This is a genomic window from Flavobacterium caeni, assembly GCF_900101895.1.
In the GTDB taxonomy this organism is placed as follows: domain Bacteria; phylum Bacteroidota; class Bacteroidia; order Flavobacteriales; family Flavobacteriaceae; genus Flavobacterium; species Flavobacterium caeni.
Map to the genome: position 1 here is coordinate 207,687 of NZ_FMVF01000002.1, position 24,694 is coordinate 232,380.

At 50.3% G+C, this 24,694-nt stretch carries 21 protein-coding genes; 9 read left to right on the forward strand and 12 right to left on the reverse strand.

What is annotated here, in order from left to right; genetic code table 11:
• Positions 1 to 180 precede the first annotated feature (180 nt).
• The 4 genes from BLP55_RS00945 to BLP55_RS00960 all read right to left on the reverse strand — a co-directional run bounded on the left by BLP55_RS00945 (position 181) and on the right by BLP55_RS00960 (position 5,469).
• Positions 181 to 918: a shikimate dehydrogenase family protein gene (locus BLP55_RS00945; RefSeq protein ID WP_091140239.1), complete on the reverse strand. Its 738-nt coding sequence runs from the start codon at positions 916 to 918 to the stop codon at positions 181 to 183.
• Positions 919 to 982: 64 nt separating this feature from the next.
• Positions 983 to 2,380 (reverse strand): tetratricopeptide repeat protein, encoded by a 1,398-nt coding sequence (locus BLP55_RS00950; RefSeq protein WP_091140242.1) that lies wholly within the window; start codon positions 2,378 to 2,380, stop codon positions 983 to 985.
• Positions 2,381 to 2,538: 158 nt separating this feature from the next.
• On the reverse strand, positions 2,539 to 3,675 hold the full coding sequence (locus tag BLP55_RS00955) for an aspartate aminotransferase family protein (protein WP_394331887.1): 1,137 nt from the start codon (positions 3,673 to 3,675) through the stop codon (positions 2,539 to 2,541).
• Positions 3,676 to 3,852: 177 nt separating this feature from the next.
• Positions 3,853 to 5,469, reverse strand: a complete 1,617-nt coding sequence (locus BLP55_RS00960) for an OstA-like protein (RefSeq protein WP_091140709.1) — start codon at positions 5,467 to 5,469, stop codon at positions 3,853 to 3,855.
• 254 nt (positions 5,470 to 5,723) lie between these two features.
• Between BLP55_RS00960 and BLP55_RS00965 the strand changes: the two genes are divergently transcribed.
• Positions 5,724 to 7,586 carry an alpha-amylase family protein gene (locus BLP55_RS00965; protein WP_091140244.1) on the forward strand — a complete coding sequence of 621 codons (1,863 nt, stop codon included), beginning with the start codon at positions 5,724 to 5,726 and terminating at the stop codon, positions 7,584 to 7,586.
• Positions 7,587 to 7,791: 205 nt separating this feature from the next.
• On the opposite strand, the gene BLP55_RS00970 is transcribed toward BLP55_RS00965, so the two are convergent.
• The 7 genes from BLP55_RS00970 to BLP55_RS01000 form a co-directional block, all read right to left on the reverse strand.
• Positions 7,792 to 9,063: an adenylosuccinate synthase gene (locus tag BLP55_RS00970; RefSeq protein ID WP_091140247.1), complete on the reverse strand. Its 1,272-nt coding sequence runs from the start codon at positions 9,061 to 9,063 to the stop codon at positions 7,792 to 7,794.
• A gap of 107 nt (positions 9,064 to 9,170) precedes the next feature.
• Positions 9,171 to 9,359, reverse strand: a complete 189-nt coding sequence (locus BLP55_RS16925; RefSeq protein WP_091140249.1) for a hypothetical protein — start codon at positions 9,357 to 9,359, stop codon at positions 9,171 to 9,173.
• A 4-nt stretch (positions 9,360 to 9,363) separates the two neighbouring features.
• On the reverse strand, positions 9,364 to 9,825 hold the full coding sequence (locus tag BLP55_RS00980) for a Fur family transcriptional regulator (protein WP_091140252.1): 462 nt from the start codon (positions 9,823 to 9,825) through the stop codon (positions 9,364 to 9,366).
• Between the two features lie 34 nt (positions 9,826 to 9,859).
• Positions 9,860 to 10,330 carry a YdeI/OmpD-associated family protein gene (locus BLP55_RS00985; RefSeq protein ID WP_091140254.1) on the reverse strand — a complete coding sequence of 157 codons (471 nt, stop codon included), beginning with the start codon at positions 10,328 to 10,330 and terminating at the stop codon, positions 9,860 to 9,862.
• Between the two features lie 134 nt (positions 10,331 to 10,464).
• Positions 10,465 to 12,687, reverse strand: a complete 2,223-nt coding sequence (locus tag BLP55_RS00990) for a RelA/SpoT family protein (protein WP_091140256.1) — start codon at positions 12,685 to 12,687, stop codon at positions 10,465 to 10,467.
• 193 nt (positions 12,688 to 12,880) lie between these two features.
• Positions 12,881 to 14,413, reverse strand: a complete 1,533-nt coding sequence (locus tag BLP55_RS00995) for a serine hydrolase (protein WP_091140258.1) — start codon at positions 14,411 to 14,413, stop codon at positions 12,881 to 12,883.
• A gap of 41 nt (positions 14,414 to 14,454) precedes the next feature.
• Complete coding sequence (locus tag BLP55_RS01000; RefSeq protein ID WP_091140260.1) at positions 14,455 to 15,258, reverse strand: TrmH family RNA methyltransferase; 804 nt, start codon at positions 15,256 to 15,258, stop codon at positions 14,455 to 14,457.
• 102 nt (positions 15,259 to 15,360) lie between these two features.
• On the opposite strand from BLP55_RS01000, the gene BLP55_RS01005 reads away from it, so the two are divergent.
• Positions 15,361 to 15,960: a trimeric intracellular cation channel family protein gene (locus tag BLP55_RS01005; RefSeq protein WP_091140262.1), complete on the forward strand. Its 600-nt coding sequence runs from the start codon at positions 15,361 to 15,363 to the stop codon at positions 15,958 to 15,960.
• On the opposite strand, the gene BLP55_RS01010 is transcribed toward BLP55_RS01005, so the two are convergent.
• Complete coding sequence (locus tag BLP55_RS01010; protein WP_244503387.1) at positions 15,961 to 17,766, reverse strand: T9SS type B sorting domain-containing protein; 1,806 nt, start codon at positions 17,764 to 17,766, stop codon at positions 15,961 to 15,963. It abuts the gene before it with no gap.
• A gap of 116 nt (positions 17,767 to 17,882) precedes the next feature.
• Between BLP55_RS01010 and BLP55_RS01015 the strand changes: the two genes are divergently transcribed.
• From BLP55_RS01015 to BLP55_RS01045, 7 genes are all read left to right on the forward strand, one after another.
• Positions 17,883 to 18,824: a hypothetical protein gene (locus BLP55_RS01015; RefSeq protein ID WP_091140264.1), complete on the forward strand. Its 942-nt coding sequence runs from the start codon at positions 17,883 to 17,885 to the stop codon at positions 18,822 to 18,824.
• Positions 18,821 to 19,924, forward strand: coding sequence for a DegT/DnrJ/EryC1/StrS family aminotransferase (locus BLP55_RS01020; protein ID WP_091140266.1), 1,104 nt, complete (start codon positions 18,821 to 18,823; stop codon positions 19,922 to 19,924). Before BLP55_RS01015 ends, BLP55_RS01020 begins: the two co-directional genes overlap by 4 nt.
• Positions 19,921 to 21,207, forward strand: a complete 1,287-nt coding sequence (locus tag BLP55_RS01025) for an O-antigen translocase (RefSeq protein ID WP_244503388.1) — start codon at positions 19,921 to 19,923, stop codon at positions 21,205 to 21,207. The genes BLP55_RS01020 and BLP55_RS01025 overlap by 4 nt, the downstream gene beginning before the upstream one ends.
• 84 nt (positions 21,208 to 21,291) lie before the next feature.
• Complete coding sequence (locus BLP55_RS01030) at positions 21,292 to 21,480, forward strand: hypothetical protein (protein WP_091140268.1); 189 nt, start codon at positions 21,292 to 21,294, stop codon at positions 21,478 to 21,480.
• Positions 21,477 to 22,847, forward strand: coding sequence for a class I SAM-dependent methyltransferase (locus BLP55_RS01035; RefSeq protein WP_091140271.1), 1,371 nt, complete (start codon positions 21,477 to 21,479; stop codon positions 22,845 to 22,847). The genes BLP55_RS01030 and BLP55_RS01035 overlap by 4 nt, the downstream gene beginning before the upstream one ends.
• A gap of 3 nt (positions 22,848 to 22,850) precedes the next feature.
• Complete coding sequence (locus tag BLP55_RS01040; protein ID WP_091140274.1) at positions 22,851 to 24,290, forward strand: alkaline phosphatase family protein; 1,440 nt, start codon at positions 22,851 to 22,853, stop codon at positions 24,288 to 24,290.
• Positions 24,291 to 24,293: 3 nt separating this feature from the next.
• Complete coding sequence (locus tag BLP55_RS01045; protein ID WP_091140277.1) at positions 24,294 to 24,689, forward strand: sugar 3,4-ketoisomerase; 396 nt, start codon at positions 24,294 to 24,296, stop codon at positions 24,687 to 24,689.
• The last annotated feature ends 5 nt before the right edge of the window (positions 24,690 to 24,694 follow it).

The following is a 24,694-nucleotide window of genomic DNA, read 5'->3' on the forward strand; positions in this document are numbered from 1 at the left end:
AAATGTTTAAGTTGATGAATTTTGAGGGCGTAAGTTAGTAAAGCGGCGTAACAAATCAAAGCAATTCGCCCAATTTAAAGCGGTTGGGGGCTTTTCGATTGCAAAACTGCAATCGGCTTTCGGGATGGAAACGACAGTTTTTTGTTTGTCGGATGATTTCGGGTGTACAGCAATGCCGTGTTATCGGTTCCAGATTTTCCATGCCTTTTCGGCTTGCAGGACCAGCATCTCATGTCCGTTTTTAGTGTCCGCGCCAAATGATTTGGCCTTTTGCAGGAACAGGGTTTCCTCGGGGTTGTAGATCAAATCGTAGGCGATGTGTTGCGCCGAGAAGTGTTCGTAAGGCAACGGCGGACACGCGTCAAGATTAGGGCTCATGCCCAGCGGCGTACAATTGATCACGATCTGGAAATTGTCGAAAGTGGTGGCGTTGATGCGCTCGTAGCCGATGGTGTTTCCCGCCGGCTCGCGAGACACAAACGTATACAGGATGTCGAGCTGTTCGAGCGCATAGGCCACGGCCTTGGCCGCACCGCCCGTGCCCAGTATGAGTGCTTTTTTGTGGTGCGACTGCAGCATCGGATACAAAGACTCCTCAAACCCGTAACAGTCGGTGTTGTAGCCTTTGAGCTTTCCCGATTTCGTAAACCGGATGGTGTTCACCGCACCAATCTGCGCCGCTTTCTTCGAGAGTTTGTGCAAATAGGGCATGACGGCTTCCTTGTACGGAATCGTCACATTGAGTCCGGCCAAATCAGGGTTGTCGGCAATCAAATCGGGAAACCGCGAAAGATCGGGCAAATCGAAATTGACGTACGTATGGTCATGGAGTTCGTCCTTGGCAAACCTTTCGGTAAAATAAGTTTTCGAAAACGAATGTCCGATATGGCGTCCGATAAGCCCAAAGATTTTTCCCATACCGCTAAAATAAAAAATCGGCCCGAGATATCCCGCGCCGATTGTATTATTGTGGTGTTTTTTTTTATCCTTTTCGGTACTTGCCGATGAGTTGTTGTACCGATTTTTTGTCCCAAACCGCCGGGAACAATTCATCGAGCAACACATGCGCGTCAAAATCGAGCCGTAGCGCGTTGGTCAAATGAAATTTGCCCTTTTCGGTTTCGTGCATGAGGTAGCTGATGCCCGCCAGTCGGTATTCGAGCTCGAATGCATCGGGGAAATATTCCGAGGCCTGCAACAGCGTTTGGTTGGCGCTGTCGTATTCGCCCAAAAACAGCAGCATGTCTACCCAAAACAACCAGGTGTCGAGCTCGTAGTCGCCAAATTCGACGGCCTTGCGGAATCCTACTTCGGCTTCTTCAAAAAAGTTCATCTCTTTGTTGATCGCGGCGTAGCGCTTCCAGTACAGGCGGTTCTCGTTGTCGATGTTGAGCGCCTTGTTTACATAAAACAACGCCTTTTGGTAGTTTTTCTGACGTACGTAAAAATCGGTGATCGCGATCCAGCCTTTGTCCAAAAGCGGGTCTTCGTGTACGGTTTTGTTGAAAAACTTGAGCGCCTGTGCGAGGTTGCCTAATTTTTCGTGGCATTTGCCGATGCGCAATAGGGCATAAGAAGTCGGGTCGTCGAGTTCAATCGTACGGTTGTAGCTTTCGATGGCTTCGTCGTATCGTTTCAATCGCTCGAACGATTTGGCTTTTTCCATGAACGCGCCCAGGAATTCGTCGTCAATGAGCGTCGCATAATCGAACGCGCGCAGGGCTTCTTCGTATTGTTTGAGCCCGTAATGCAAACGGCCTTTCTGGTGCCACGCGATTTCGCTGTACGGATTCTGGTCGATGTATTTGTCGAGGTAGGCGATGGCCTGCTCGTTCTGGTCGAGGAATTCAAAGCAGTACACCACATTGTACAACGCGGCCTGGTCTTCGGTGTCTTCCTCAAGACATTTGATGAAACTGTCCTTGGCCATCTCGAGGTTGTCCATGAACAGGTATTCCATGCCCAGCAAATTGTACACATCGGCGTAATCGTCGGTGTATTTGAGCGCCACGGTGAGCAGTTCTACCGCTTTTTCGTGGTTGTCGCGTTTGGAATAGATGTTGGCTTTCTGGATGTAGATTTCTTCGTTCGTCGGCTCGAGGGCGTAGAGTTCGTTGAGCAATTTTTCGGCCACGTCCAGCTTGTCGTCATACACCAGCATTTCTACTTGTACGAGCTTGAGACCGGTAGATCGGGGATGTTGCTCCAGTGCTAATTTTAAGGCTTTTTTGGCTAAAGAGGCTTTACCCATATCGAGGTAATGAAGAATGATCTCTTCGAATTCCTCTGAATCAAAGAAGAAAACTTTGTTGGTTTTCAGCATCGATTCGAATCTTGATAAGGATAAATTGTAGTTTTCTTCTTCGTCGCTTAAATGCATACTGTAAATCTTTAAAATTATCCTGAAATAAAAGTAGCTAACGGTTTTATTGGGTTCAGGACAACGGGCATTAGTTTGTGAACAATTTAATTAACAAATATCTGACGGGAGTTTTTCAACGTCAAACAGTTACGGCTAAAATGTCACAGGTGGTATTTTCAGATTCCTTCTTTCATTACTTCATCCATCGCTTCGAGGATGATTTGGCAGCCTTGTCGGATCTCGTCATGCGAGATCGTCAGCGGCGGCGTCATCCTGATCGCGCAACCTTCAAAAAGCAGCCAGAACAAAATCAGGCCCTTGTCTTGACACTTGAATATCACGCGGTTGGTGATTTCGGGGTCACGTGTCATGGCGGCCAGCATCAAGCCTTTGCCGCGGATTTCGGCCAGCAAAGGATGTACCAAAAGCGACCGGATGAGTTTTTCTTTCTCGAGTGTTTGTGCAATCAACTCTGTTTCAGTGATTTCGCGTAAAGTAGCCAGACAGGCTGCCGCTATGACAGGATGTCCGCCAAAAGTGGTGATGTGTCCGAGTTTCGGGTCGTGGCTCAGCAAATCCATGTGTTCCGATTTGGCGACAAACGCGCCCACGGGCATGCCGCCACCCATGCCTTTGCCCAATATAATGACGTCCGGAACAACATCATAATTTTCAAAACCCATCAGTTTTCCCGTACGGCCAAATCCGGGCTGGATTTCGTCGATGATCATCAGCGCGCCCACTTGCTCGCAGCGTTCTTTCACCTTGCGTAAAAATCCATTCTCGGGTTGGATGAATCCCGCGCCGCCTTGGATGCTTTCCAGGATGATGCCCGCCGTTTTTTCGGTGATCTTTTCCAGATCGGCTTCGTTGTTGAACGTGATGAAATCGACGTCGGGGATCAACGGACGAAAAATTTGCTTTCTTTCCTCGAATCCCATGACGCTCATCGAACCCATCGTATTGCCGTGGTAGGCGTTCTTGCACGAAATGAGCTGGCTTCTGCCCGTGACGCGGCGCACGAGTTTTAACGCGCCTTCGGTGGCTTCGGTTCCTGAATTCACCAGATACACTTTGTTCAAAGGTTCAGGCAACAACGAAACGAGCAACTTGCAAAATTCCACCGCCGGGCTTTGCGCATATTCGCCATACACCATCACGTGTGAATATTTGTCGAGTTGGTCCTTGATCGCATTGTTCACACGCGGATGACAATGTCCGAGCGTACACGCCGAAACGCCCGCGACAAAATCCAGATACGCCTTGCCGCCCGTATCATAAATATAGGAGCCGTTCGCGTGCGAGACTTCCATGCCGAGTGGGTAGGGGGAAGTTTGGGCTTGGTATCGTAAGAAATCAGATTTCAATTGCGTAATATTTTTGTTGAAATTCCAAATTCCAAGCACCAAATTCCAATCGTTCTAGGGTCGGCATTTGGTCCCGACACTTCGGGATGGAATTTGGAATTTGGAATTTGAAATTTTCTTCAGCTATGGGTTGGAATTTGGAATTTGTGATTTGGAATTTTCTTTAGGTTGCGGATTATTTTTGTCGTAATCGAGCGTTTCCTTCCTAATTTCCATCGGCACGTTTTCCTTTTCCATTTCGGCTTTGCTTTCTGCTATAATCTTGTCGTTGAGTTCGTTCTCCTCGGGCGGAAAAATATCGTCCTTGCTCTTGATCATTTCGTCGCCGCGCCAAACGAATCCGCGCAATTTCCGCGCATTTTCGGGCAAATCCTTTTCGGGATAAATGTCGCCGTCGATGTTGGTAAAGAACGTCATCGTATCGATTTGGTTCTCGTTCATGGTCATGTTGATCTTCGAGCTCACGTTTTTGTTGATGCCGATGAGTTCGTTGTCATCGTTGTACATGTAATAGATCACTTCGGTGTTCTTGACCACGTCGGCTTCGTTGAGCTTGTTGTCCTTGAACTTCCCGAACAGGTTCAATCCCTTGACCTGGTTGTAACCCGTGCCCAGCGTGTCTTTCGAAATGATGAACGCATTGTTCAAAACCTTGAGCGAGTCGAGTTTTTCGGTCTGGTCGTTGCCAATCAGGTGCATCACGTCGCCCGTGAGCTGGTTGTCGAAATTCCACAAAATAGGCCGTCCGATGAGCTGCGTGATGTTGGTTTGCTGGCTCGAATGGATCGAATCGCATTTGCCCGCCAAATCGGTCTTGTAAAAACGCGCATTCTTGAACGCGCGGATGATGCGGTTCTCGGGCTTGCCGGTAATCATCAAAATCTTCCCGTGGATGTACACCGAATCCTGCTCGACCAGGTTGATCGCCACGGCGCGCTTGGTCACGAACATCGAGTCCTTTTGTTTGTAGACTTCGGCATAATGCCCTTTGACGATGCCTTTGTTGATCGTATCGGTAATCTTGACGTTGTTGGTGGCCGATGCGAATTCGATTTTGCGGTCATAAAACAAACTGTCGCCTTCGATCAAACGGTCCTTGTATTTGATGTACGATTTCCTTAAAAAGTGCCCGATGTTCTTCTTGCTGTCGTAAAAACCTTTTTCGGTGTAGATGAAATTCTGCTCGCTCGTGATCGTGCTCGGCCCTAACAAATAGGAATGTCCCGAATTGTTGAAATAGTCGAGGTGGTTCGATTTCAAGACATACTTTGGGTTGGTGAGCGTTACCGCGGTCAAAAACTGGAATTTCTTTTGCGCCACATAGTACCGCCCCGATTTGCTCTTGAGCACATTTTCCTTGTTCGTGATCGTGCCGTACGTATTGTACCACGCTTCCTGCGTGTTGCGGTCAAAGTTGATGGTGTCGGTCACCAGCGTCATGTCGGGCGAACGCATCACGACGTTGCCCGTCGCAAAGGCCTGTTTGACGTTGCCGTTGTATTCGGCGTAGCGGCCGTTCAAAAACAGCGTGTCGCCTTGTACCATGCGTACGTCGCCAAACGCCTTGATGTAGTTTTCTTTCTGGAAGTAGTACGCCTTGTTGCAGTTCATGATTACGCCGTCGTGCGAGATGCGCACGTTTCCGGTGAGCAGGGCCGCGTCTGGGATTTCAAGCTGGTTGACGTCAAAAAAATCGGCGTGCTCGACATTGATCTTTTTGGGTGCCTGGTTGGCGGGCATCGCGGGCCTGGCCGGCGCGGTTTTTACCTTGCGCACAGGCTTTTGCGTAGCCTTGGGTACTTGCGCCCACAAATCGCCATGCCCCAAGGACAGCAGCGAAACCAAAAACAACAGCCAAAGCTTTTTCAAGTCGAAATTTTTGCCAAATTTAGGAAAAACACCGCAACGCACGCGGCAATTAAGAATTATTTATGGCAGGCCCGCACATCGGTCCAAATCTTTATATTTGTAGGTTTACGGATAAAATCCTTGCCATGAAAAAAATATTCATCCTTTCGGCGCTGGCCTTTTCGCTGGCGGCCGTCGCCCAAAACCAAAAACAAGCCATGACCAAGCCCAAAACGACGCCCAACAAAGCGGTGGTGTACCAAGTGTTCACGCGCCTTTTCGGCAACCAGAATACCACCAACAAACCGTGGGGAACCATCGAGGAGAATGGCGTGGGCAAGTTCAACGATTTTACCGATCTCGCGCTCAAGGAAATCAAGGACCTTGGCGTCACGCACATCTGGTACACGGGCGTGCCGCACCATGCGCTCGTGCGCGATTACACCAAATTCGGGATCTCGAACGACGACCCCGAAGTGGTCAAGGGCCGCGCGGGTTCGCCCTATGCGGTCAAGGATTACTACAACGTCAATCCCGATCTGGCGGTCGATCCGGCCAAAAGGCTTGAGGAATTCGAGGCCTTGATTGCCCGTACGCACAAAGCCGGACTCAAGGTTCTGATCGACATTGTCCCGAACCATATCGCGCGCAAATACGAAGGCAAGACCAATCCTGCGGGTGTCCGCGATTTTGGTGCCGACGACGATACGTCGGTCGAATACAAACGCGACAACAATTTCTACTACATTCCGGGCATCCCGTTCCAGGTCCCGACATCTGATACGTACAAACCCCTGAACGGCGAGAAAAACCCGCTCATCGACGGTCAATTCAGCGAAAATCCCGCCAAGTGGACGGGCAACGGTTCAAGGCTCGCGCGTCCCGACATCAACGATTGGTACGAGACGGTCAAGATCAACTATGGCGTGCGCCCCGACGGGTCCAAAGATTTTCCGCAGCTGCCCGAAGGTTTCGCGGCCAAGGAAGTCAAGGCGCATTTTGAATTCTGGAAAGACAAGGACGTGCCCAATTCGTGGGTCAAGTTCCGCGATATCGCGCTGTATTGGATCGAGAAAGGCGTCGACGGTTTCCGTTACGACATGGCCGAAATGGTGCCCTATGAGTTCTGGAGCTACATGAACTCGGCGATCAAGGCCAAGAACCCCAACGCGTTTTTGATGGCCGAAGTGTACAACCCGAAAGAATACCGCAACTACATCCATTTGGGCAAGATGGATTATCTGTACGACAAAGTCGAGACCTACGACAAACTCAAAGAAGTCATCCAGGGCAAGACGATGCCCGATCCGATTTCGGACATCCAGAACGGTTTGGCCGACATCGAACACCACATGCTGCACTTTCTCGACAACCACGACGAACAACGTTTGGCAAGCCCTGAATTTGCGGGAACGCCCGAAAAAGGAAAACCGCTGATGGTGGTTTCGGCCACGATCTCGACATCGCCCACGATGATTTATTTTGGGCAGGAAGTGGGCGAGCCAGGCAAGGAAGACGCCGGTTTCGGGACCCATTCGCGCACCTCGATCTTCGACTATATCGGCGTGCCACACCACCAGCGCTGGATGAACGGCGGCAAATTCGACGGCGGCCAATTGAGCCAGTCCGAGAAAGATCTGCGTGACTTTTACAAACGGTTGCTGAATTTTACGGTCAGCAGCCCAGCGGTGCCGTCCAAGTTTGTCGATCTGCAAAAAGTCAACCGCGAACACATGTCGTACGATGCCGGGCTTTACAGCTTTGCGCGTTGGTCCGACAAACAAAAAATGATTGTCGTGGCCAATTTCTCATGGCTCAAGGACAGTTTCTTTGAACTTCGCATCCCCGCCGAACTGATCGCGCAGTGGAAGCTCCGCGACGGCAATTATGTACTGCACGAAAACCTCTACGGCCGACGCCATGCGTTGCTTAAGGTTGTCGGCGGGCAGGGAACGGCCACCATTTCGATCAAACCTTCGGAGTCTTTTGTGTTTACGCTGGCCGATTAGACCGTGGCATTCGCATGATTTATCTGTTCTGTTACATAATGGCATTTTGTGCTAAAATGTAACAGCTTTGGTTGTGACATAATGACATTTTATGTGAGAATGTCACAGGTTTTCTTGTGACATAAAAATATTTTGTGTGAAAATGTCACACTTTCTGGCCGGCAACAGCAATCAAAAAAAAACGCCCCTTTTCTAGGGGCGTTTGCTATTTCATGATGGTTTGTTTTCGATCGGGGCCGACCGATACGATCTTGATCGGGACTTCGACTTCCTTTTCGATAAAGGCGATGTAATCCTTGAGTTCTTTTGGCAACTCATCGTAGGTAGACATGCCTGTCAAATCGGCTTTCCAGCCTTTGAATTCGGTGTAATTCGGTTCGACGTTTTCGGGTTCGATGTTGTACGGCAAATGGTCGATCGATTGGCCGCGGTAATTGTACGAAGTGCATACTTTCAACTTCGAGAAGCCGCTCAAAACGTCGCCCTTCATCATCATCAGTTGTGTGACGCCGTTGATGCGGATCGCGTACTTCAAGGCCACCAAATCGAGCCAGCCGCAACGTCTTTTGCGTCCCGTGACCGATCCGAATTCGTTGCCCACCTTGGCCATGATGTCGCCCGCTTCGCCAAAATCCTCGGTAGGGAACGGGCCGCTGCCCACGCGTGTCGTGTAGGCCTTGAAAATCCCGTAGACTTCCTTGATTTTGTTGGGTGCGATGCCGAGTCCGGTACAAGCGCCGGCGGCCGTCGTGTTTGACGAAGTGACAAATGGATACGTCCCGAAATCGACGTCCAAAAGCGAGCCTTGCGCGCCTTCGCACAAAATCGATTTGCCGTCTTTTTGCGCCTGGTGCAAGTATTCTTCGCTGTCGATGAACGTGAGTTTTTTCAAATCTTCGATGGCGTCGAAGAATTCTTTTTCGAGTTCGGCCAGGTTGTATTGGATCGCGACGTCATAGAATGCGATCATCGCTTCGTGCTTGTCGGCCAGCGCGCGGTAACGCTCCTTGAAATCGTCGAGTTCGATGTCGCCCACGCGGATGCCGTTACGGCCGGTCTTGTCCATGTAGGTCGGGCCGATGCCTTTGAGTGTCGAACCGATTTTGGCTTTGCCTTTGGCGGTTTCAGACGCCGCATCGAGCAAACGGTGTGTTGGCAAAATCAGGTGTGCCTTGCGCGAGATGATGAGTTTTTGTTTGATGTCGAGGTTGAATTTGGCCAGGCCATCGATTTCGCTTTTAAAGACGACCGGGTCGATCACGACGCCGTTGCCGATGATGTTGATCGAATTCGCGTGGAAAATCCCCGACGGGATCGTGCGCAAAACGTGCTTGATGCCGTCGAATTCGAGCGTGTGCCCGGCGTTCGGTCCGCCTTGGAACCGCGCGATGATGTCGTATTTAGAAGTGAGTACGTCGACGATTTTGCCTTTGCCTTCGTCGCCCCATTGTAATCCGAGTAGGAGGTCTACTGTCATTGTTGTGTTGTTATGTTGTGGATTCGGTAATTCGGTAATTTGTTGATTTGGAATTTGGTCCCGAAGCGTCGGGATAGGATTTGGAATTTTCCGCGTTAGATTTGATATTAAGAGGAGGAAGCCCAGTGGGCTTCAGGTATAAAAAACTTGATTGGAAAAGTAAACGTGAAACCGAGCGGGATTTGCGTTAGGGATTGAAGCAAGGTGCCGCGCACCGCGAAAAGCCCGGCGGCGGCGTCCAGAAACCCGAAGTTTCGATGATGTTCCAGCCGACGCAACGCCCCAATATTCCCCATGAATCTAGTTTTCTGATTTTTTCTTCTGCCCGTACAAATACAGCGAATGGTTGTGGATCTCGATGTCGAAAATCTCCTCGATTGTCTTTTTGATCGATTGGATGCGCGGGTCGCAAAACTCGATCACTTCGCCCGAATCGGTCATGATGATGTGGTCGTGCTGCTTGTCGAAATACGATTTTTCGTAATGCGCCTGGTTTTGCCCGAATTGGTGTTTGCGGACCAGTGCGCAATCGAGTAGCAGTTCGATGGTGTTGTACAACGTCGCACGGCTCACGCGGTAGTTTTTGTTCTTCATCTTGAGATAGAGGTTTTCTATGTCAAAATGCTCCTCGCTGTCGTAAATTTCCTGTAGGATCGCATAGCGCTCGGGCGTTTTGCGGTGGCCTTTATTTTCAAGATACATCGTAAAAACGTTCTTTACGATCTCCTGGTTTTTGCTGTTATCTACTGAAATGAGTGTCATGGAGCAAAGGTAATTATTAATTATTGATTATTAATTATTTTTTACCGAGCTCAGATTCGAGTTTTTCGAGCGTCTTGGCGATGCGCGCAATCTTGTCGTCCTCTGTTTTGGCCGAGAAAATCCAGTCGATCGTTTCTTTTTTGGCTTTTTCAGGATAGGATTCAAATCGCTTAAGCAGTTTCGGCTCGTCGCGCAAACACACCATGAAATCTTCGGGGATCACCATTTGCGGTTCGTCGAGCCAGAGTGTGACTTTGACGGTATCGCCTTCTTCTTTTTTGATGGCTTTTCGGATTTCGGCCTTGACCGCGAGAAACGTGCCTTTTTTCATCGCCCAAATGTGGAAATCTTTGAGTTCGTAACTGTCGATGAAGCCGCGTACACGAACGGTGCTGTTCTTTTTCTTGGGCAGGTTTTCGAAAATCGGCATGGTCAAAAACGTCCAGCCGCCTTTTCCGGCGGATTTTTCGAGTTTGCAGTGGTCGTCGAAGAAAGGTTTTTCCATCTTTAGTGAAATTCCAAATTAACTCGCTGCGCTTCGTTCAGTTCGGCTGCGCCTCGGGTCCAAAATCCAAATTCCAATCGTTGACTCCGCGTTTGTAATTTGGGATTTGGTGCTTGGAATTTGGAATTTAAATTTTAGTTTTTATACACCCGCGTCACTTTATCAATCCCGTCGATCTTCTTAATGTTGTCGATCAGTTTCTTCAAAATCGTATTGTTTTGCACGATCACCGTGACTTGCCCGTTAAAAATGCCCGCTTCGCCACTGAGCGAGATGCTTTGGATGTTCACGTGCATGTTGTTCGAAATCACCTTGGTCAGTTCGTTGGTGAGGCCCAAGGAATCCATGCCGTGGATGTTCAGGATCGCCTTGAATTCCTGTTGCGACGAATCGATCCATTTGGCCTGGATGATGCGGTAGGCGTAGTTCGATTGCAGCGAAATTGCGTTCGGGCAATCTTTTTTGTGCACCTTGATGCCTTCGTTGATGGTCACAAAGCCAAACACTTCGTCGCCCGGGATCGGGTTGCAGCACGTCGAGAGTTTGTAGTCGAGCTTGTCGTGTTCGGGCCCAAAAACGAGCATGTCGTAGTTGGCCGAGAGTACCGGTTTGTTGATGTCTTCGTCGGCGGTGTGCGGTCTGCGTGTGATTTTGTTCTTGAAGAAGTTCATCAGCGTGTTGCTCTTTTGCGCCGCGAAGTCCTTGAGTTGCTGGTTGTCGATCGCGCCGATGCCCACGCGGTAAAACAAATCCAGACTGGTCTTGAGCCTGAAGAAATTGACCATTTCGTTGACCACCTGCTCATTGAGGGTCACCTTCAAATGCTTGAGCTTGCGTGTGAGCAATTCCTTGCCTTCCTCGGCGATCTTCTTGGTGTTTTCGTTCAGGACGTTCTTGATCTTGTTCTTGGCGCGCGAGGTGGTCACATAGTCGAGCCAGTTGATCGTCGGTTTTTGGGTAGACGAGGTGATCACTTCGATCTGGTCGCCGCTTTTGAGCTCGGTGTTGAGCGGTACGAGCCGTCCGTTGACGCGCGTCCCCCTGGTTTTTACGCCCACTTCTGAGTGTATCGAAAATGCAAAATCAAGCGATGTCGCGCCTTTCGGAAGCGATTTGATCTCGCCTTTTGGGGTAAACACAAAGATTTCCTTGGCGTACAGGTTCATCTTGAAATCCTCGACAAAATCCACCGCATTGGTTTCGGAACTTTCAAGCGCTTCCTTCAACAGGTTGAGCCAGGTGTCGAGCCCGCTTTCTTCGTTACCGCCGCCTTGTTTGTATTTGTAATGCGCCGCATAGCCTTTCTCGGCAATCTCGTCCATACGTTCCGACCGTACCTGTATTTCGACCCAGCGGCCTTTGGGCCCCATGACCGTAATGTGCAACGCCTCGTATCCCGTCGATTTGGGCGACGAAATCCAGTCGCGCAAACGGCTCGGGCTCGGGCGGTAGTGGTCGGTGACGATCGAATAGATTTTCCAGGCGAGGAATTTTTCGTCGTGCTGGTTCGATTTGTAGACGATGCGCAACGCGAATTTATCGTACACTTCGTCAAACGAAACGCCCTGCGCGAGCATTTTGCGTCGGATTGAATAAATCGATTTGGGACGGCCTTTGATGATGTAATCGACGCCTTCTTCATCGAGCGATTTCTTCAAAACATCAGAAATGTCCTTGATGTAAGCGTCCTGTTCTTCCTTGGTTTCCTTGATTTTGCTGACGATTTCGTTGTAAACGTTCGGCTCGGTGTATTTGAGTCCCAGGTCTTCAAGTTGCGTCTTGATGTTGTACAAGCCCAAACGGTGGGCGAGTGGCGCATAGATGTAAAGTGTTTCCGATGCAATCTTGACCTGCTTGTGCTCGACCATCGAATCCATCGTTTGCATGTTGTGCAGGCGGTCGGCGAGCTTGATCAGGATCACACGCACGTCGTCGTTGAGCGTGAGCAACATCTTGCGGAAGTTCTCGGCCTGCATCGAAATGTTCAAATCCTTTTGCACCTGCGCGATCTTGGTAAGCCCTTCTACGAGTTGCGCGACCTTTTTGTTGAACATTTTTTCGATGTCCTCGATGGTCACCTCGGTGTCCTCGACCACATCGTGCATGAGCGCCGCGGCGATGCTGGTGGCACCCAAACCGATTTCGGATGCGACGATCTTGGCCACCGCGATCGGATGAAAAATATAGGCCTCTCCCGATTTGCGGCGCTGGTCCTGGTGCGCGTCTACGGCCACATCGAATGCCTTGCGGATCAGTTTTTTGTCGTCGGGCGACAATGTCTGGTAACTGATGCGGAGCAATTCCTTGTATTCCTGCGCAATCGCCTTGTTTTCTTTTTCGATATCGATCTCGACCATAGCTTCCTTACTTCAAGTCCTAAAAATAGTGATAAGATTTGAGTTGTGCAAGTCGGGCGCGCGGCGAAAATCGCGGCTGGTTGGTGGTTTTGTGGATGAAAAATTCGACACTCGTTATTTGTTCATTATCTGGGTTTTGAACATCGAATGTCGATTAACGAACTTCGAATACCGAACTTCGAATGCGCGGCGGTCAATCGGCGGTCGAGGTTCGGGAAAAATCAAGATCCTGAAAGTCGTAGCTAAAATCGGTCAGCGGCGAGATCGGCTTCATGGTGATGCGCGCGCCATCGGCCGAAAAGGTCAAAAACGCATCGGCCAAAAAACTGCGGTTGAACCATTTGACGGCATAGGTCTGGTCTTTGTAAAAAAAGATTTCGCCCGAAAGCTGCGGCGAACGCACCGACCGGAAGTAGCATTTTCCCTTTTTTTCCGACAACGTGATGTCGCCAAACCAAGGATCGGTATAGGTGCCGATGCGGTCCTTGAACGCCGTTTTCGATTTTGGATTTTGGACTACCGTTGCCCAAACCTCGTCGGTGATTTTGTCGGCGTCGTCTTCTTTTTGTTTGATTTGCTGGCTCAAATTGGCGATGTGATCGGTGGGGCCAAGACCGAGATAGCTGTCTTTGATGGTATTCGAGATCGCGTAAAACGCCGCGCCCGATTGCTGGTTGGTGAGTACGATGATGCCCAGGTTGATCTCGGGAACCATCACCACCTGCGTCACAATGCCGTCGAGCCCACCCGTATGCGAAACCTGCTTGAACCCGTTGATGTCGGTGAGTTGCCAGCCCAGCCCGTAGCTCTTGAAATTCGAACGGTAAGGCGGCATGGGCGTGTTGGGCATCACGGTTTGCGACGACCACATTTCCTTGTGCTGTTTTTCGGAGAACAACGTTTTGGTGCTATCATATTTGCCTCGGGCGAGTTGCGCGATGACCCATTTGGAAAGGTCGTGCACGCTGGTATAAATCCCGGCGGCGGCGTCGAACGTCGATCCTTTGTAACGCGAAATGACCTTGAGTTTGCCATCGGTAGGCACATGCGGGACAATCACGTTCGCGGTGTCCTTGAGTCGTAGGAACGACGCGGCGCTTTGGTCCATGTGCAGCGGTTTCATGATCCGCGATTCTATAAAATCGCACCACGACAGGCCGCTCACACGGTGCACGACTTCGCCGGCCACGATGTACAGCAAATTGTCGTAATCATACTTGGTACGGAACGCCGATACGGGCCTGAGATACTGTAAATTCAAGATGATGTCCTGCGTCGTGAAGTTGTTGCCGTCGGGCCAGATCATCAAATCGCCCGCGCCCAAACCCAGCCCGCTGCGGTGCGTGAGCAAATCCCTGACGGTGAATTCCTTTGTGACATAATCGTCATACATCTTGAACTCGGGCAGGAATTGCACGACTTTGTCGTCCCAGTTGAGCTTTCCTTCGTCTACGAGCATCGCCAAGGCTGCAGCCGTAAAGGCCTTGCTGTTCGAGGCGACGCCAAAAAGCGTGTGCTGGTCTACCTTTTGTTTTGTCGCGATCGATCGAACGCCATAGCCGTTGGCATGGACAACTTTTCCGTCCTTGACGATGGCCACGGCAATACCCGGAACATCAAAAGTTTGAAGTGTTTTTTCGACCAATGCATCGACTTGGGGCGTCGTCAGTTGGGCGGTGCAAATGCCCGAAACGAGCCAAAGCACCAAAAAAGAATACCTCATCATGTTCTTGTTTAAGTCTCACTTTTTTGCTACAGACGCAAATCTTATCGCTTGAATCCCCGTTGCCGCTTGGCTTCGAAGATCAAAATGGCGGCCGCCACCGATACGTTCATCGAATCGATTTCGCCCTCCATTGGGATGATCACATTTTGCGTGGCCGCGTCGCGCCATTGTTGTGTGAGTCCTGTGGCTTCCGTCCCGACGACCAGCGCGGTAGGCGTGGTATAGTCCTGTTGGTCGTAAACGGTCGCGTTTTGTAACGTCGCACAAAAAAAGCGAATGTCGCGCGCCTGCAAAAAGGCGATGATTTCGGCCGTGCTGCCCGTGGCGATCTGGTTGGTGAACAAACACCCCACGCTCGAACGTACGATGTTGGGGTTGTACAAATCGCCGCGCGGGTTGGCAATGATCACCGCGTCGAGCTTGGCGGCATCGGCGGTACGCAACAGCGCGCCGATATTGCCGGGCTTTTCGGGTGCTTCCGCGACCAAAATCAACGGGTTCTTCGACAATTTCAAATCGTCGAGTTCGAGCGACTTGCTGCGCGCCACGCCGATGACACCCTCAGTTGTGTCGCGGTAGGCGAGCTTCTCGTATACTTCCTTGTTGATTTCGACCAGCGGAATCTGGCCGCTTGGGTTAAGCTGTGAGACTTGGGGTCCTGAAATGACTTCGGGGTAAAACAGCAGTTGTTCCAATACATAGCCGCCTTTGAGCGCGAGTTCGATTTCGCGTCGTCCCTCGATCAAAAAGGTGCCGGTTTGTTTGCGGGACTTGCTTTTTTCCTGCAATTGCACCAGCGATTTGATCATCGGATTTTGCACGCTTGTAATCTGTTTCGACGGCATCGGCTAGAATTGGACTACAATAATACTAATAAATTCGACAATAAAACACGGCCAGGCCAACAACTGTGGGATTTTCTTTAATTTTGCGAAAAATATTTCGTCATGTTCCATTGGTTGGATGTCATCGGTACGATGGCTTTTGCGATGTCGGGTGCGCTCACGGCCATCAACAAAAAACTCGATCCGTTCGGGGTGTTCATCATCGCCTTTGTGACGGCCGTGGGCGGTGGGATGCTGCGCGACGCGTTGATCGGGCAAACGCCTGTGAGCTGGATGCGCGATTTGAATTACGTGTACGTGATTTGCATCGGCTTTGTGTTGGCCATACTGTTCCGCAAAAAATTGGACCGTTTGCGCACTTCGTTGTTTTTGTTCGATACCATCGGGTTGGGCGTTTTTACCCTAATTGGGCTCGAGAAAGGAATTGATGCGGGGCTGCACCCGGTGATCTGCATTGCGCTCGGTACCATGACGGCCTGTTTTGGCGGCGTGCTGCGCGATATTTTGTGCAACGAAATCCCCGTGATCTTCCGACGGCAAATCTACGCGACCATCTGTATCATAGGCGGCGTGGTGTTCTTTGCGCTCAAGAAGTTGCCTTTGGACGACGATGCGGTATACGTGATCACGTCGGCGTTGATCATCCTCATTAGACTCGTGGCCGTCAAATACAAATGGTCGCTCGCCCCGCTCGAAAAATAATCACTTTTTGTAGTACAGATATCCTTTGAGCGGCGCCGGATAATCGGGATCGTTGAGCTCGAGTATGTAGAAATACGTGCCGTCGGGTGTGCGTCCGTCGAGCGGGATAAAACCCTGGTTGTTGTTTCCGGTCCAGTTGGGCATGTTGTTGTTGCCCATCCAAACCAGTTGGCCCCAGCGGTTGTACACCGACAGTTTGAAGTTCAAAAAGATGTCGCGCAATCCGTCGATGAAAAAGTCGTCGTTGTAACCGTCTTCATTGGCCGAAATGTAATTGTATACCGTAGGCGGGCAATTGCGCGTACGCAGCAAAAACGACGTGATGGCGTAACAGGTAGGGCCTTCGATACGTACAAAAACCTCGGTAGGCGAGGCCGTCGCCGTATAGTTTTCAGTATTCAGGATCGGGTTTTGTCCGCTTTGTGCGTCGGCCAGCGTTTCGTGGAACGACACCCCGTGCGCCGGATCGGTTACCACCAAGTCGCGGTGTCCGGAAAAATTGTACGTACCCGCGCCCAATCCTTCATTACAAGCCAACACTTCGGGCAGCGCGTGGTATTCGGGCACCACAGGAAACGCCACCGTGGTCACAAAATCGTTGTTGCTTTCCTCGAGTTCGACGATGCCGCCGTTGCCGTTGCCGTCGTTGTCCACCGAGAACCGCAGTTCAAAAGGATCGGGAATGATATCGGGTATGGTCAGCGTAATTTGCCCCGATTCGCTGCCGCCTATCGGAATCTCGCCCGTGGTTTGTGTAGAAGCGAGATAAAAGTCATCGACAAATACGGCGATACGCGCTGGCGCCGGTAGCTCGTTGGTGCAGTCCACATTATAAACCGTATAATCGACGGTAATCTCGCGTGATTCGCACGGCAGTTGGATGTTGTCGATGGCGATTGTCGCGTCGGGCAGCTGGCTGTTGAGCTTGGTCACGACGGTATTGATCATCACGACGTCCTGGCCCGAGGTGAGCCTGATTTCGGCCGAGACATCGCCAATGTCGATATAGCCCTGGATGTCGTACACGTCGAGGTCCATGTTGTACAACGTATTCGAATTCGTAAAGCTGTTGGTGCCGTTGAACGCATTGTTGGTAGGGTTCAGCGGTGGATTGCCTACCAAAATCCCGTTGATGCGCAGCGTTTCGTTGTTGGCGATGAGTCGGTCGCCTTCCCACGCCACGAACCCAATCTTGGCGCCTTCGTTGTCGATCACGTTGAGGTTGTCGAGCGTGATGGTGAGCTGGTTGGGTACGCCTTGCAATCCGTCGTACACATTGAGCTGGTTGATGGGCAGCGCGGGGTTTTCATACACCACGACAATCGCCCAGCCCGCAAAATTGGTCGCGTTGCCGCAATAGGTCGAACCTGGAACGAGGAACTCCGAAACATCGAGCTCCGAAAGCAAGTAATCGCCGTTGCCCGTATCGATGATTTGCTGGGTGACGTCTTTGAACGCGCTGAAATATTTGAGCCCGGCCGTGTTCGATAGGTGCGAAAAAGTACGGTCGGGCGTGATGTCGATGCCGTTGAGCTTGACGTTAAAATCGCCAGTACCCGATCCGGCCCAGTACAAATAGGCCTTGGCAATTACGTCGGTTGGCGCCAGATTGAGCGCGGCCGAGGCCTGCGTGAGCGTCTGGCACGGAAAGCCCGATCCATTCTCATGTGGGTTGAGCGTGTTGCCGAAAAAAACAAAATCATACCGTCCGTTGAACTGTTCATAGAGCGTAACTTCCTGGGCCCCGGCTACGCCCGAGACCAGCAAACCCACAATAAATAACAGGTTTTGTAGTTTTGTTTTCACCAAATAAAATCTTTGCGGCCTAAAGTTACACATTAAAACCATTCGGATGTCATTTTTTGGTTAAGGCTGCGTTTTAGGAAATAATTGTTTAATTTTCGGCAGTCTAAAACCAACGGGTGAAAAACTACACGGTCCAACCATACGAACCCCAATACTACGACCTTTGGAACGCCTTTGTTTGCAAGGCCAAGAATGCGACTTTTTTGTTCGAGCGCGACTTTATGGAATACCATTCCCATCGGTTCGAAGACTGCTCGCTGTTGGTGTTCGACAACCAAAAACTGATGGCCGTGATGCCCGCCAATCGGGTAGGCGACGAGGTTTTTTCGCACCAAGGGTTGACGTACGGAGGCCTGGTCTTGCCTCCAGGAGCGACACCGTCGATCGTTTTTGACCTATTTGACGCGGTGTTGCGCCATTTGAAATCGAAAGGATTTCGCAGGATCGAAATCAAACCGATACTGTCGTTTTATCACCAAGAACCCGCGTTCGAATCGGATTGTTTTTTGGTTGCCCACGGGGCAAAATTATACAGACGCGATTGCAATCTCGCAGTCGATTTCAACGGACCTGATTTGCTTTCAAAGAGCAAAAAAAAGCATTACAGACGGGTTTCGTCTGCGGGTATCGAAATTGTCGAGTCGCGCGATTTCGGGCCGTTTTGGAAGGAGGTGCTCGGGCCCAAGCTTGCGTCGAAATACGGTGCGAAACCGGTACACAGCCTCGACGAAATTACCTTGTTGGCAAAGCGCTTTCCGCACAACATTACGCAGTATGATGCCTACTACGATGGCCGAATCGTTGCCGGTATTACACTGTTTGAATTTGAAAACGGCATCAAATCGCAGTACGGCGCCACGACGATCGAAGGCGAAAAGTGGCGTGCACTCGATTTTTTATTCATTACGCTGATTGACAAGTTCAAGGAAAGAATGGCCTTTTTTGACATGGGCACCGTTATGGCAACCGACGGTCAAATCAACACCGGGTTAATGAAGCAAAAAGAAGAATTGGGCTGTTCGGTATACCATCAGGATTTTTATTCGTTAGCGCTATGATCAAGTTCCTCGACCTTCAAAAAATCAATACGCCCTATCGTTTGGCGTTCGAAAAAAAACTAGCGACGGTTTCCGATCGCGGCTGGTACATTTTGGGCGAAGAAGTTCAAAAGTTCGAGAACGAATTTGCAGCCTACTGCGGTACGAAACATTGCATTGGCGTGGGCAACGGGCTCGATGCGCTCGTGCTTATTTTTAAATCGTACATCGAACTCGGCAAACTCCAAAAAGGCGACGAGGTGATCGTGGCGGCCAATACCTACATTGCCAGCATCCTTGCCATTTTACAAGCCGATTTGGTGCCTGTTTTGGTCGAACCCGATGCGCAAACCTACAACCTCGACCCCGATCTGGTGGGCGCCAACCTGTCGGCCAAAACCAAAGCGATCCTTGCCGTGCATTTGTACGGGCAACTTTGCGACATGCACAAACTGCAACGCATCGCCAAGCAGCACGGTTTGTTGCTCATCGAAGATGCGGCGCAGGCGCACGGCGCGCAAGATGGCCATGGCATCAAGGCGGGCAATTTGTCCGACGCAGCGGGTTTTAGCTTTTATCCGGGCAAAAACCTGGGCGCTTTGGGCGATGCGGGCACGGTCACGACCAACGATCCCGAACTCGCCCAAATGATCCGTTCGTTGCGCAACTATGGGTCGGAGGTCAAATACTACAACGACCACATTGGCTACAACAGCCGCCTCGACGAACTACAGGCCGCTTTTTTGCAGGTCAAGTTGCCGCATCTGGAGGGCGAAAACCAAAGGCGCAAATACATCGCTAAACGTTATCTCGCCGAAATCAACAATCCCAAGATCGGGCTGCCTTTTTACGACCGAAGCCTGAACCACAACTTTCACCTGTTTGTGATCCAAACCAAAAACCGCGAGGCATTACAGCACTATTTGCAGGAAAGCGGCGTCCAGACGATGATCCATTACCCTGTGCCGCCGCACAAGCAAAAGGCGCTCGGCCAATGGAATGATTTGTCGTTTCCGATTACCGAAAAAATCCATCGCCGGGTGTTGAGTTTGCCGATGGGGCCGGTGTTGACAGACGATGAGGTGACTTCGGTGATTCGGATTCTAAATGATTACCGTTGAAAATAGTCAAAGCCATATCGCGTACGCCATTGGTCAAGGTTACGTCCTTGAACAGTTTAGGTGTACTTTTAAAGATAGCGAGCGGATTGATCACGTCTAAGATGCTGGCGTTGTTTGTAGGTCCGGCGGGAGTCGCCTTGGTGGGCAATCTGCGTAGTTTTGTTTTTTCGCTTGAAGCTGTTTCTACGTTCGGTTTCCAAAATGGAATTATCAAACTCATAGCCGAAAACAAAGACGACAACGTTGCGGCGCAGCGAATTTTCGCAACCGCATTTTACAGTTTGCTTTCAGTTTCGTTGGTGTATTCGGCAGTGTTGTTTTTTTCTGCGGGATATTGGACGACGTTGCTCTTTGGCGACAAAATCAAAACGATTCGCGTAATTCAAATAACGGCGCTTGCGTTGCCATGGTATGCGATGGGCGTATTTCTGACGGCAGTCATCAACGGATTAGGGAAATACCGTCATGTAATTTACGCCAGTATTGTAGGCAATGTCATAGGGCTTGCGTTTTCGGTGTATGCCGTGGTTCATTTTGGAACGTTCGGCGCGCTTTTGTCGATCGTAGTACCTCCTGCTTTGCTTTTCTTTGTGGCCTGTTATTTTCTGGGTAAGGAGTTGTCGTTTTTCAGGTCTATTTCCTTGGGCAAATTCGACCAATCGGTTTTGCGGAGTCTGGCATCTTACTCGGTGATGACATTGGTCACGGCGGTTGCAGCCCCGATTGTATACTTGTTGTTGCGAACCCATTTGATAGAAACATCGGGCTATGCGGCGGCCGGATTCGTCGAGGCCATAAGCAGGTTGTCGTCCTACTACATGCTGTTCATTTCAACGATACTGACCGTCTATTTTTTGCCCAAGCTTTCGTTGGCCGACAATCGAAAAGCAACGAGAAACGTGTTCAAGAGTTACTACAGTGGGCTTTTGCCTGTATTTACCGTAGGGCTGGTAGCCGTTTATTTGTTGAGAATGTATCTCATCCAGATGCTGTTTACCGAAGAATTCCTACCAGTGTCCGATTTGTTTTTCTGGCAGCTGTTCGGCGATTTTTTCAAGGCCGCTTCGCTGATTTTGGGCTACCAATTTTTTGCCAAAAGACTGACGCTTGCGTTTGTCGTGACCGAATTGTTTTCGCATTTAACGATGTTGTGTGTGGGCTATGGATTGATTGGCCTTTATGGTGCAAAGGGTGTGGTGATAGCGCATGCGCTGACTTACGTGGTTTACTTTGTGGTTCTGGTGGTGTATTTCCGTAAGAATCTGTTCCTATCGGCAAAATGACGTTTCGATCATTTTAGCGTACGTTAAAATCAGACCGTAATTTTCACGTCGTATTAAAATAAGTATCTTTGAAAAAAAATCCAAATGATTCCACTCTATTTTGATCCCGGAACAGGCGCACTCATCGTGCAATTTCTGGCAGCCGCCGTGGCTGGGGTCTTGCTTTTTTACCGCACTGTCGTAGCCAAAGTCAAATCGATCTTCGGGATCAAACCCAAATCGCAAGACGGGTTTGCCGACAGCATCGACACCAAAGAAGAAGCCGATCAATGAGCCAGGAGCGCATCACTTCGTCGTTCAGGGATCCGTCGGGTTATGTGGTTTTAGAGGACGATGCCATCAAGCGAATCATCCAGCCGATATATTTTGCACCCTACGACGCGTTGCAGCAATCGGGTTTTTACGACAAACTTTTCGACCAACACTACTTGATCCGGCACCGTGAGATTTCGCGTTCCCAAACGCAAATCGTGCTCGAAGCCGAGAAAATTCCGTTTGTGACCTATCCATACGAATGGAGCTTTTTGCAATACAAACACGCGGCGTTGCTCACGCTCAAGATCCAGAAATACTGTCTTGAACACGGCTTTTCTTTGAAGGATGCCACGGCGTTCAACGTCACGTTCCACCAAGGCAAGCCCGTATTCATCGACACGTTGTCGTTCGATTTTTACCAACAAGACCAGCCATGGCATGCCTACAAACAATTCGTCATGCATTTTCTCGGGCCGTTGGTGCTCAGCAAATACTACGGACACGATTTCCTCAAAACGCTGGCCCACGAAATCGACGGCATCCCACTCAAAAAGCTCGCGCAATTGCTGCCGTGGAAGTCTAAGCTCAATCCGACGTTGTGGGCGAACATCCACCTGCTGGCGCGTTATGACGATAAATTTTCGGCCGGTTCGGGCGACAAAGGTGTCCAAAAGTTGTCCAAATCGGCACAAATCAAATTGCTGACGGGCCTGTACGACTACATCAAGGACTTGGACGCCAAGGAAAGCACCGAATGGGACCACTATTACAGCCAGACCAACTACAACGATGCGGCCTACGCAATCAAAAAAGAGAAGGTCAAGGATTGGTTCGAGCAAATCGGACGCGGCAAAATCATTGACCTGGGCGGTAACGACGGCACGTTTGCGCGTGCGCTCGGTTCGAACGAATTGGTGCTCGTGGCCGATATCGACCCCAATGCCGTGGGTCAAAATTACAGGCAAATCCAGCAGAACAAAGAAACGAATATTGTACCGCTCGTGGCCGATGCACTCAATCCCGCAGGCGGTTACGGATTCAATAATGAAGAACGTTTTTCGCTGATCGACCGACTCGAAAAATTGCAACTTTCGGGCTGTCTGGCCTTGGCCGTCATCCATCATTTGACGTTGTCTGGCAACATCCCGTTCGAAATGTCGGCGCAGTTTTTTGCGCGGCTCGCCCCAAACCTGCTCATCGAATTCCCCACGCGCGACGATTCGTGGGTGCAATACCTGCTCGAGAGCAAACGCGAATTCAAGGCGCATTTCGATTTTTACGACGAAAGTAATTTCGAACAAGGTTTCGGGACCGTATTCCAGTTGGTCAAAAAAGAACCCATCGAAGGTTCGGCGCGTATCCTGTATCATTTTAAACGACGCTAGCCGATGGCCTTTGATCCCGCAAAAAAGCTCAGGACATTCGTAAGCAACGACAAGCCGTACCCGCTGATTTCGGGGTTTGTGATTGGGTTTTACATGCTGGCGTTTTACTATTCGAAGAACCTGGAACTGGGCAGTTCATGGGAAAGTCTTGCGGTATTTGCCGCCTACTTCGTTTTGTTGCCCATGTTGGGCATTGCGCTCGTTTATCGTCTGGTTTTGCGCACGAGATGGCGCCCGTTTGCCGCGCATTGGGTTTTTGTGTCAACCCTTGCATTCCTGGGTTATTTTTTACTCGAACATTTTTCGATTCCCTACAGCAAACGTATCGTTTTGGGCGTTTCGGTGTTGTTGGCGTTGGTTTCGGTGAAATTCAGGAACCACAAAATTGTGGTGTTGTTGGTCGCGTTCATGACGGCTTTCCCGCTGATGCAGACGGCAAAGAAAATAGTACACAACTTCTCGAATCCGGCGCATTGGAATAAGTTACCCGACGCCATCGAGCAATGTCGTTTTACAAAGACGCCCAATGTCTATTTTCTGCAAATGGATGGCTACGCCGATGCGTTGGCGCTGCAAAGCAAATTGTACCGGTATGACAACCTTGCGTTCGACGCGTGGCTGAGGTCTCGCGGGTTTACCCTTTACGACGGTTTTCGCTCGAATTACAATTCGACGCTGAAATCCAATTCGTCGATGCTTAGCATGAAACACCACTATTCGCTCGAAAATGTCGGTTTCAAGAATGCCCGGGATTATGTCATGGGCGATAACCCCGTGCTTCGTGTTTTTAAGAACAACGGCTACCAAACCCATTTTATCAGCGAACGCCCTTATTTTTTGATCAGCCGACCTGTTGTTGCATTTGACCACGCTAATTTTGCGACTTCCGAGGTGCCGTATCTCAAAGACGGTTGGTCGGCATTCAAAGACATCACACAAACCGTAAAATCGGCGGTGTCTGCCAAGGGAAAAAAGTTTGTGTTCATCCAAAAATTCAATCCTGGCCACATCGCGGTTTACCAGGCGCAAAGTCAAGGTGTCGAGGGCGAGCGAAAACTGTATATCGAAAAGTTGGAACAGGCCAACGCCTGGTTGCGCGACATCATCCCTTTTATCGAAAAGCACGATCCTTCGGCCATGATCATCATCGGTGCCGACCATGGCGGATTTGTGGGCATGCAAAGTACAAAAGAGGCATTTGCAAAGATCAACGATCCAGATTTGTTGCGCTCGATTTTTGGCGCCAAGCTCGCCATCAAATGGAACGGCGAAAGACACGCCGAATTCGACCTTGGATTGCGCACATCGGTCAATTTGTTCCGAACCGTTTTTGCGTTCTTGGGCGATAGTCCTTCGTACCTACAGCATTTGGAGCCAGATGTAAGCTACAACAATTACGATTTCCAGAACCACGAAAAAATCTATCCAGCCATCAAGCCTTAAGCCATGACGCCAACCCTCATCAACCTGCCCAAAGCCACCGACCCCAACGGCAACTACGCCATCATCGAGGGCAACACCATCCCATTCGCCATCAAGCGCGTGTACTACCTGTACGACGTGCCGAGCGGTGCCGAACGCGGCGGGCACAGCCACATCGCGCAGCAGGAGTTCCTCATTGCGGTTTCGGGTAGTTTCGATGTCATTTTGACCGATGGCCAACAATCGGTGACTGTCACGCTCAACAAACCGAGTGTGGGGCTGCTTATTGGTACGGGCACCTGGCGCGAGCTCAACAATTTTTCGGCGGGCGCGGTGTGTTTGGTGATGAATTCGGACGTATTCGACGAAGCCGATTACATCCGCGATTACGATGCCTATTTGCGTTCGCAGGGACTTTGAATTTT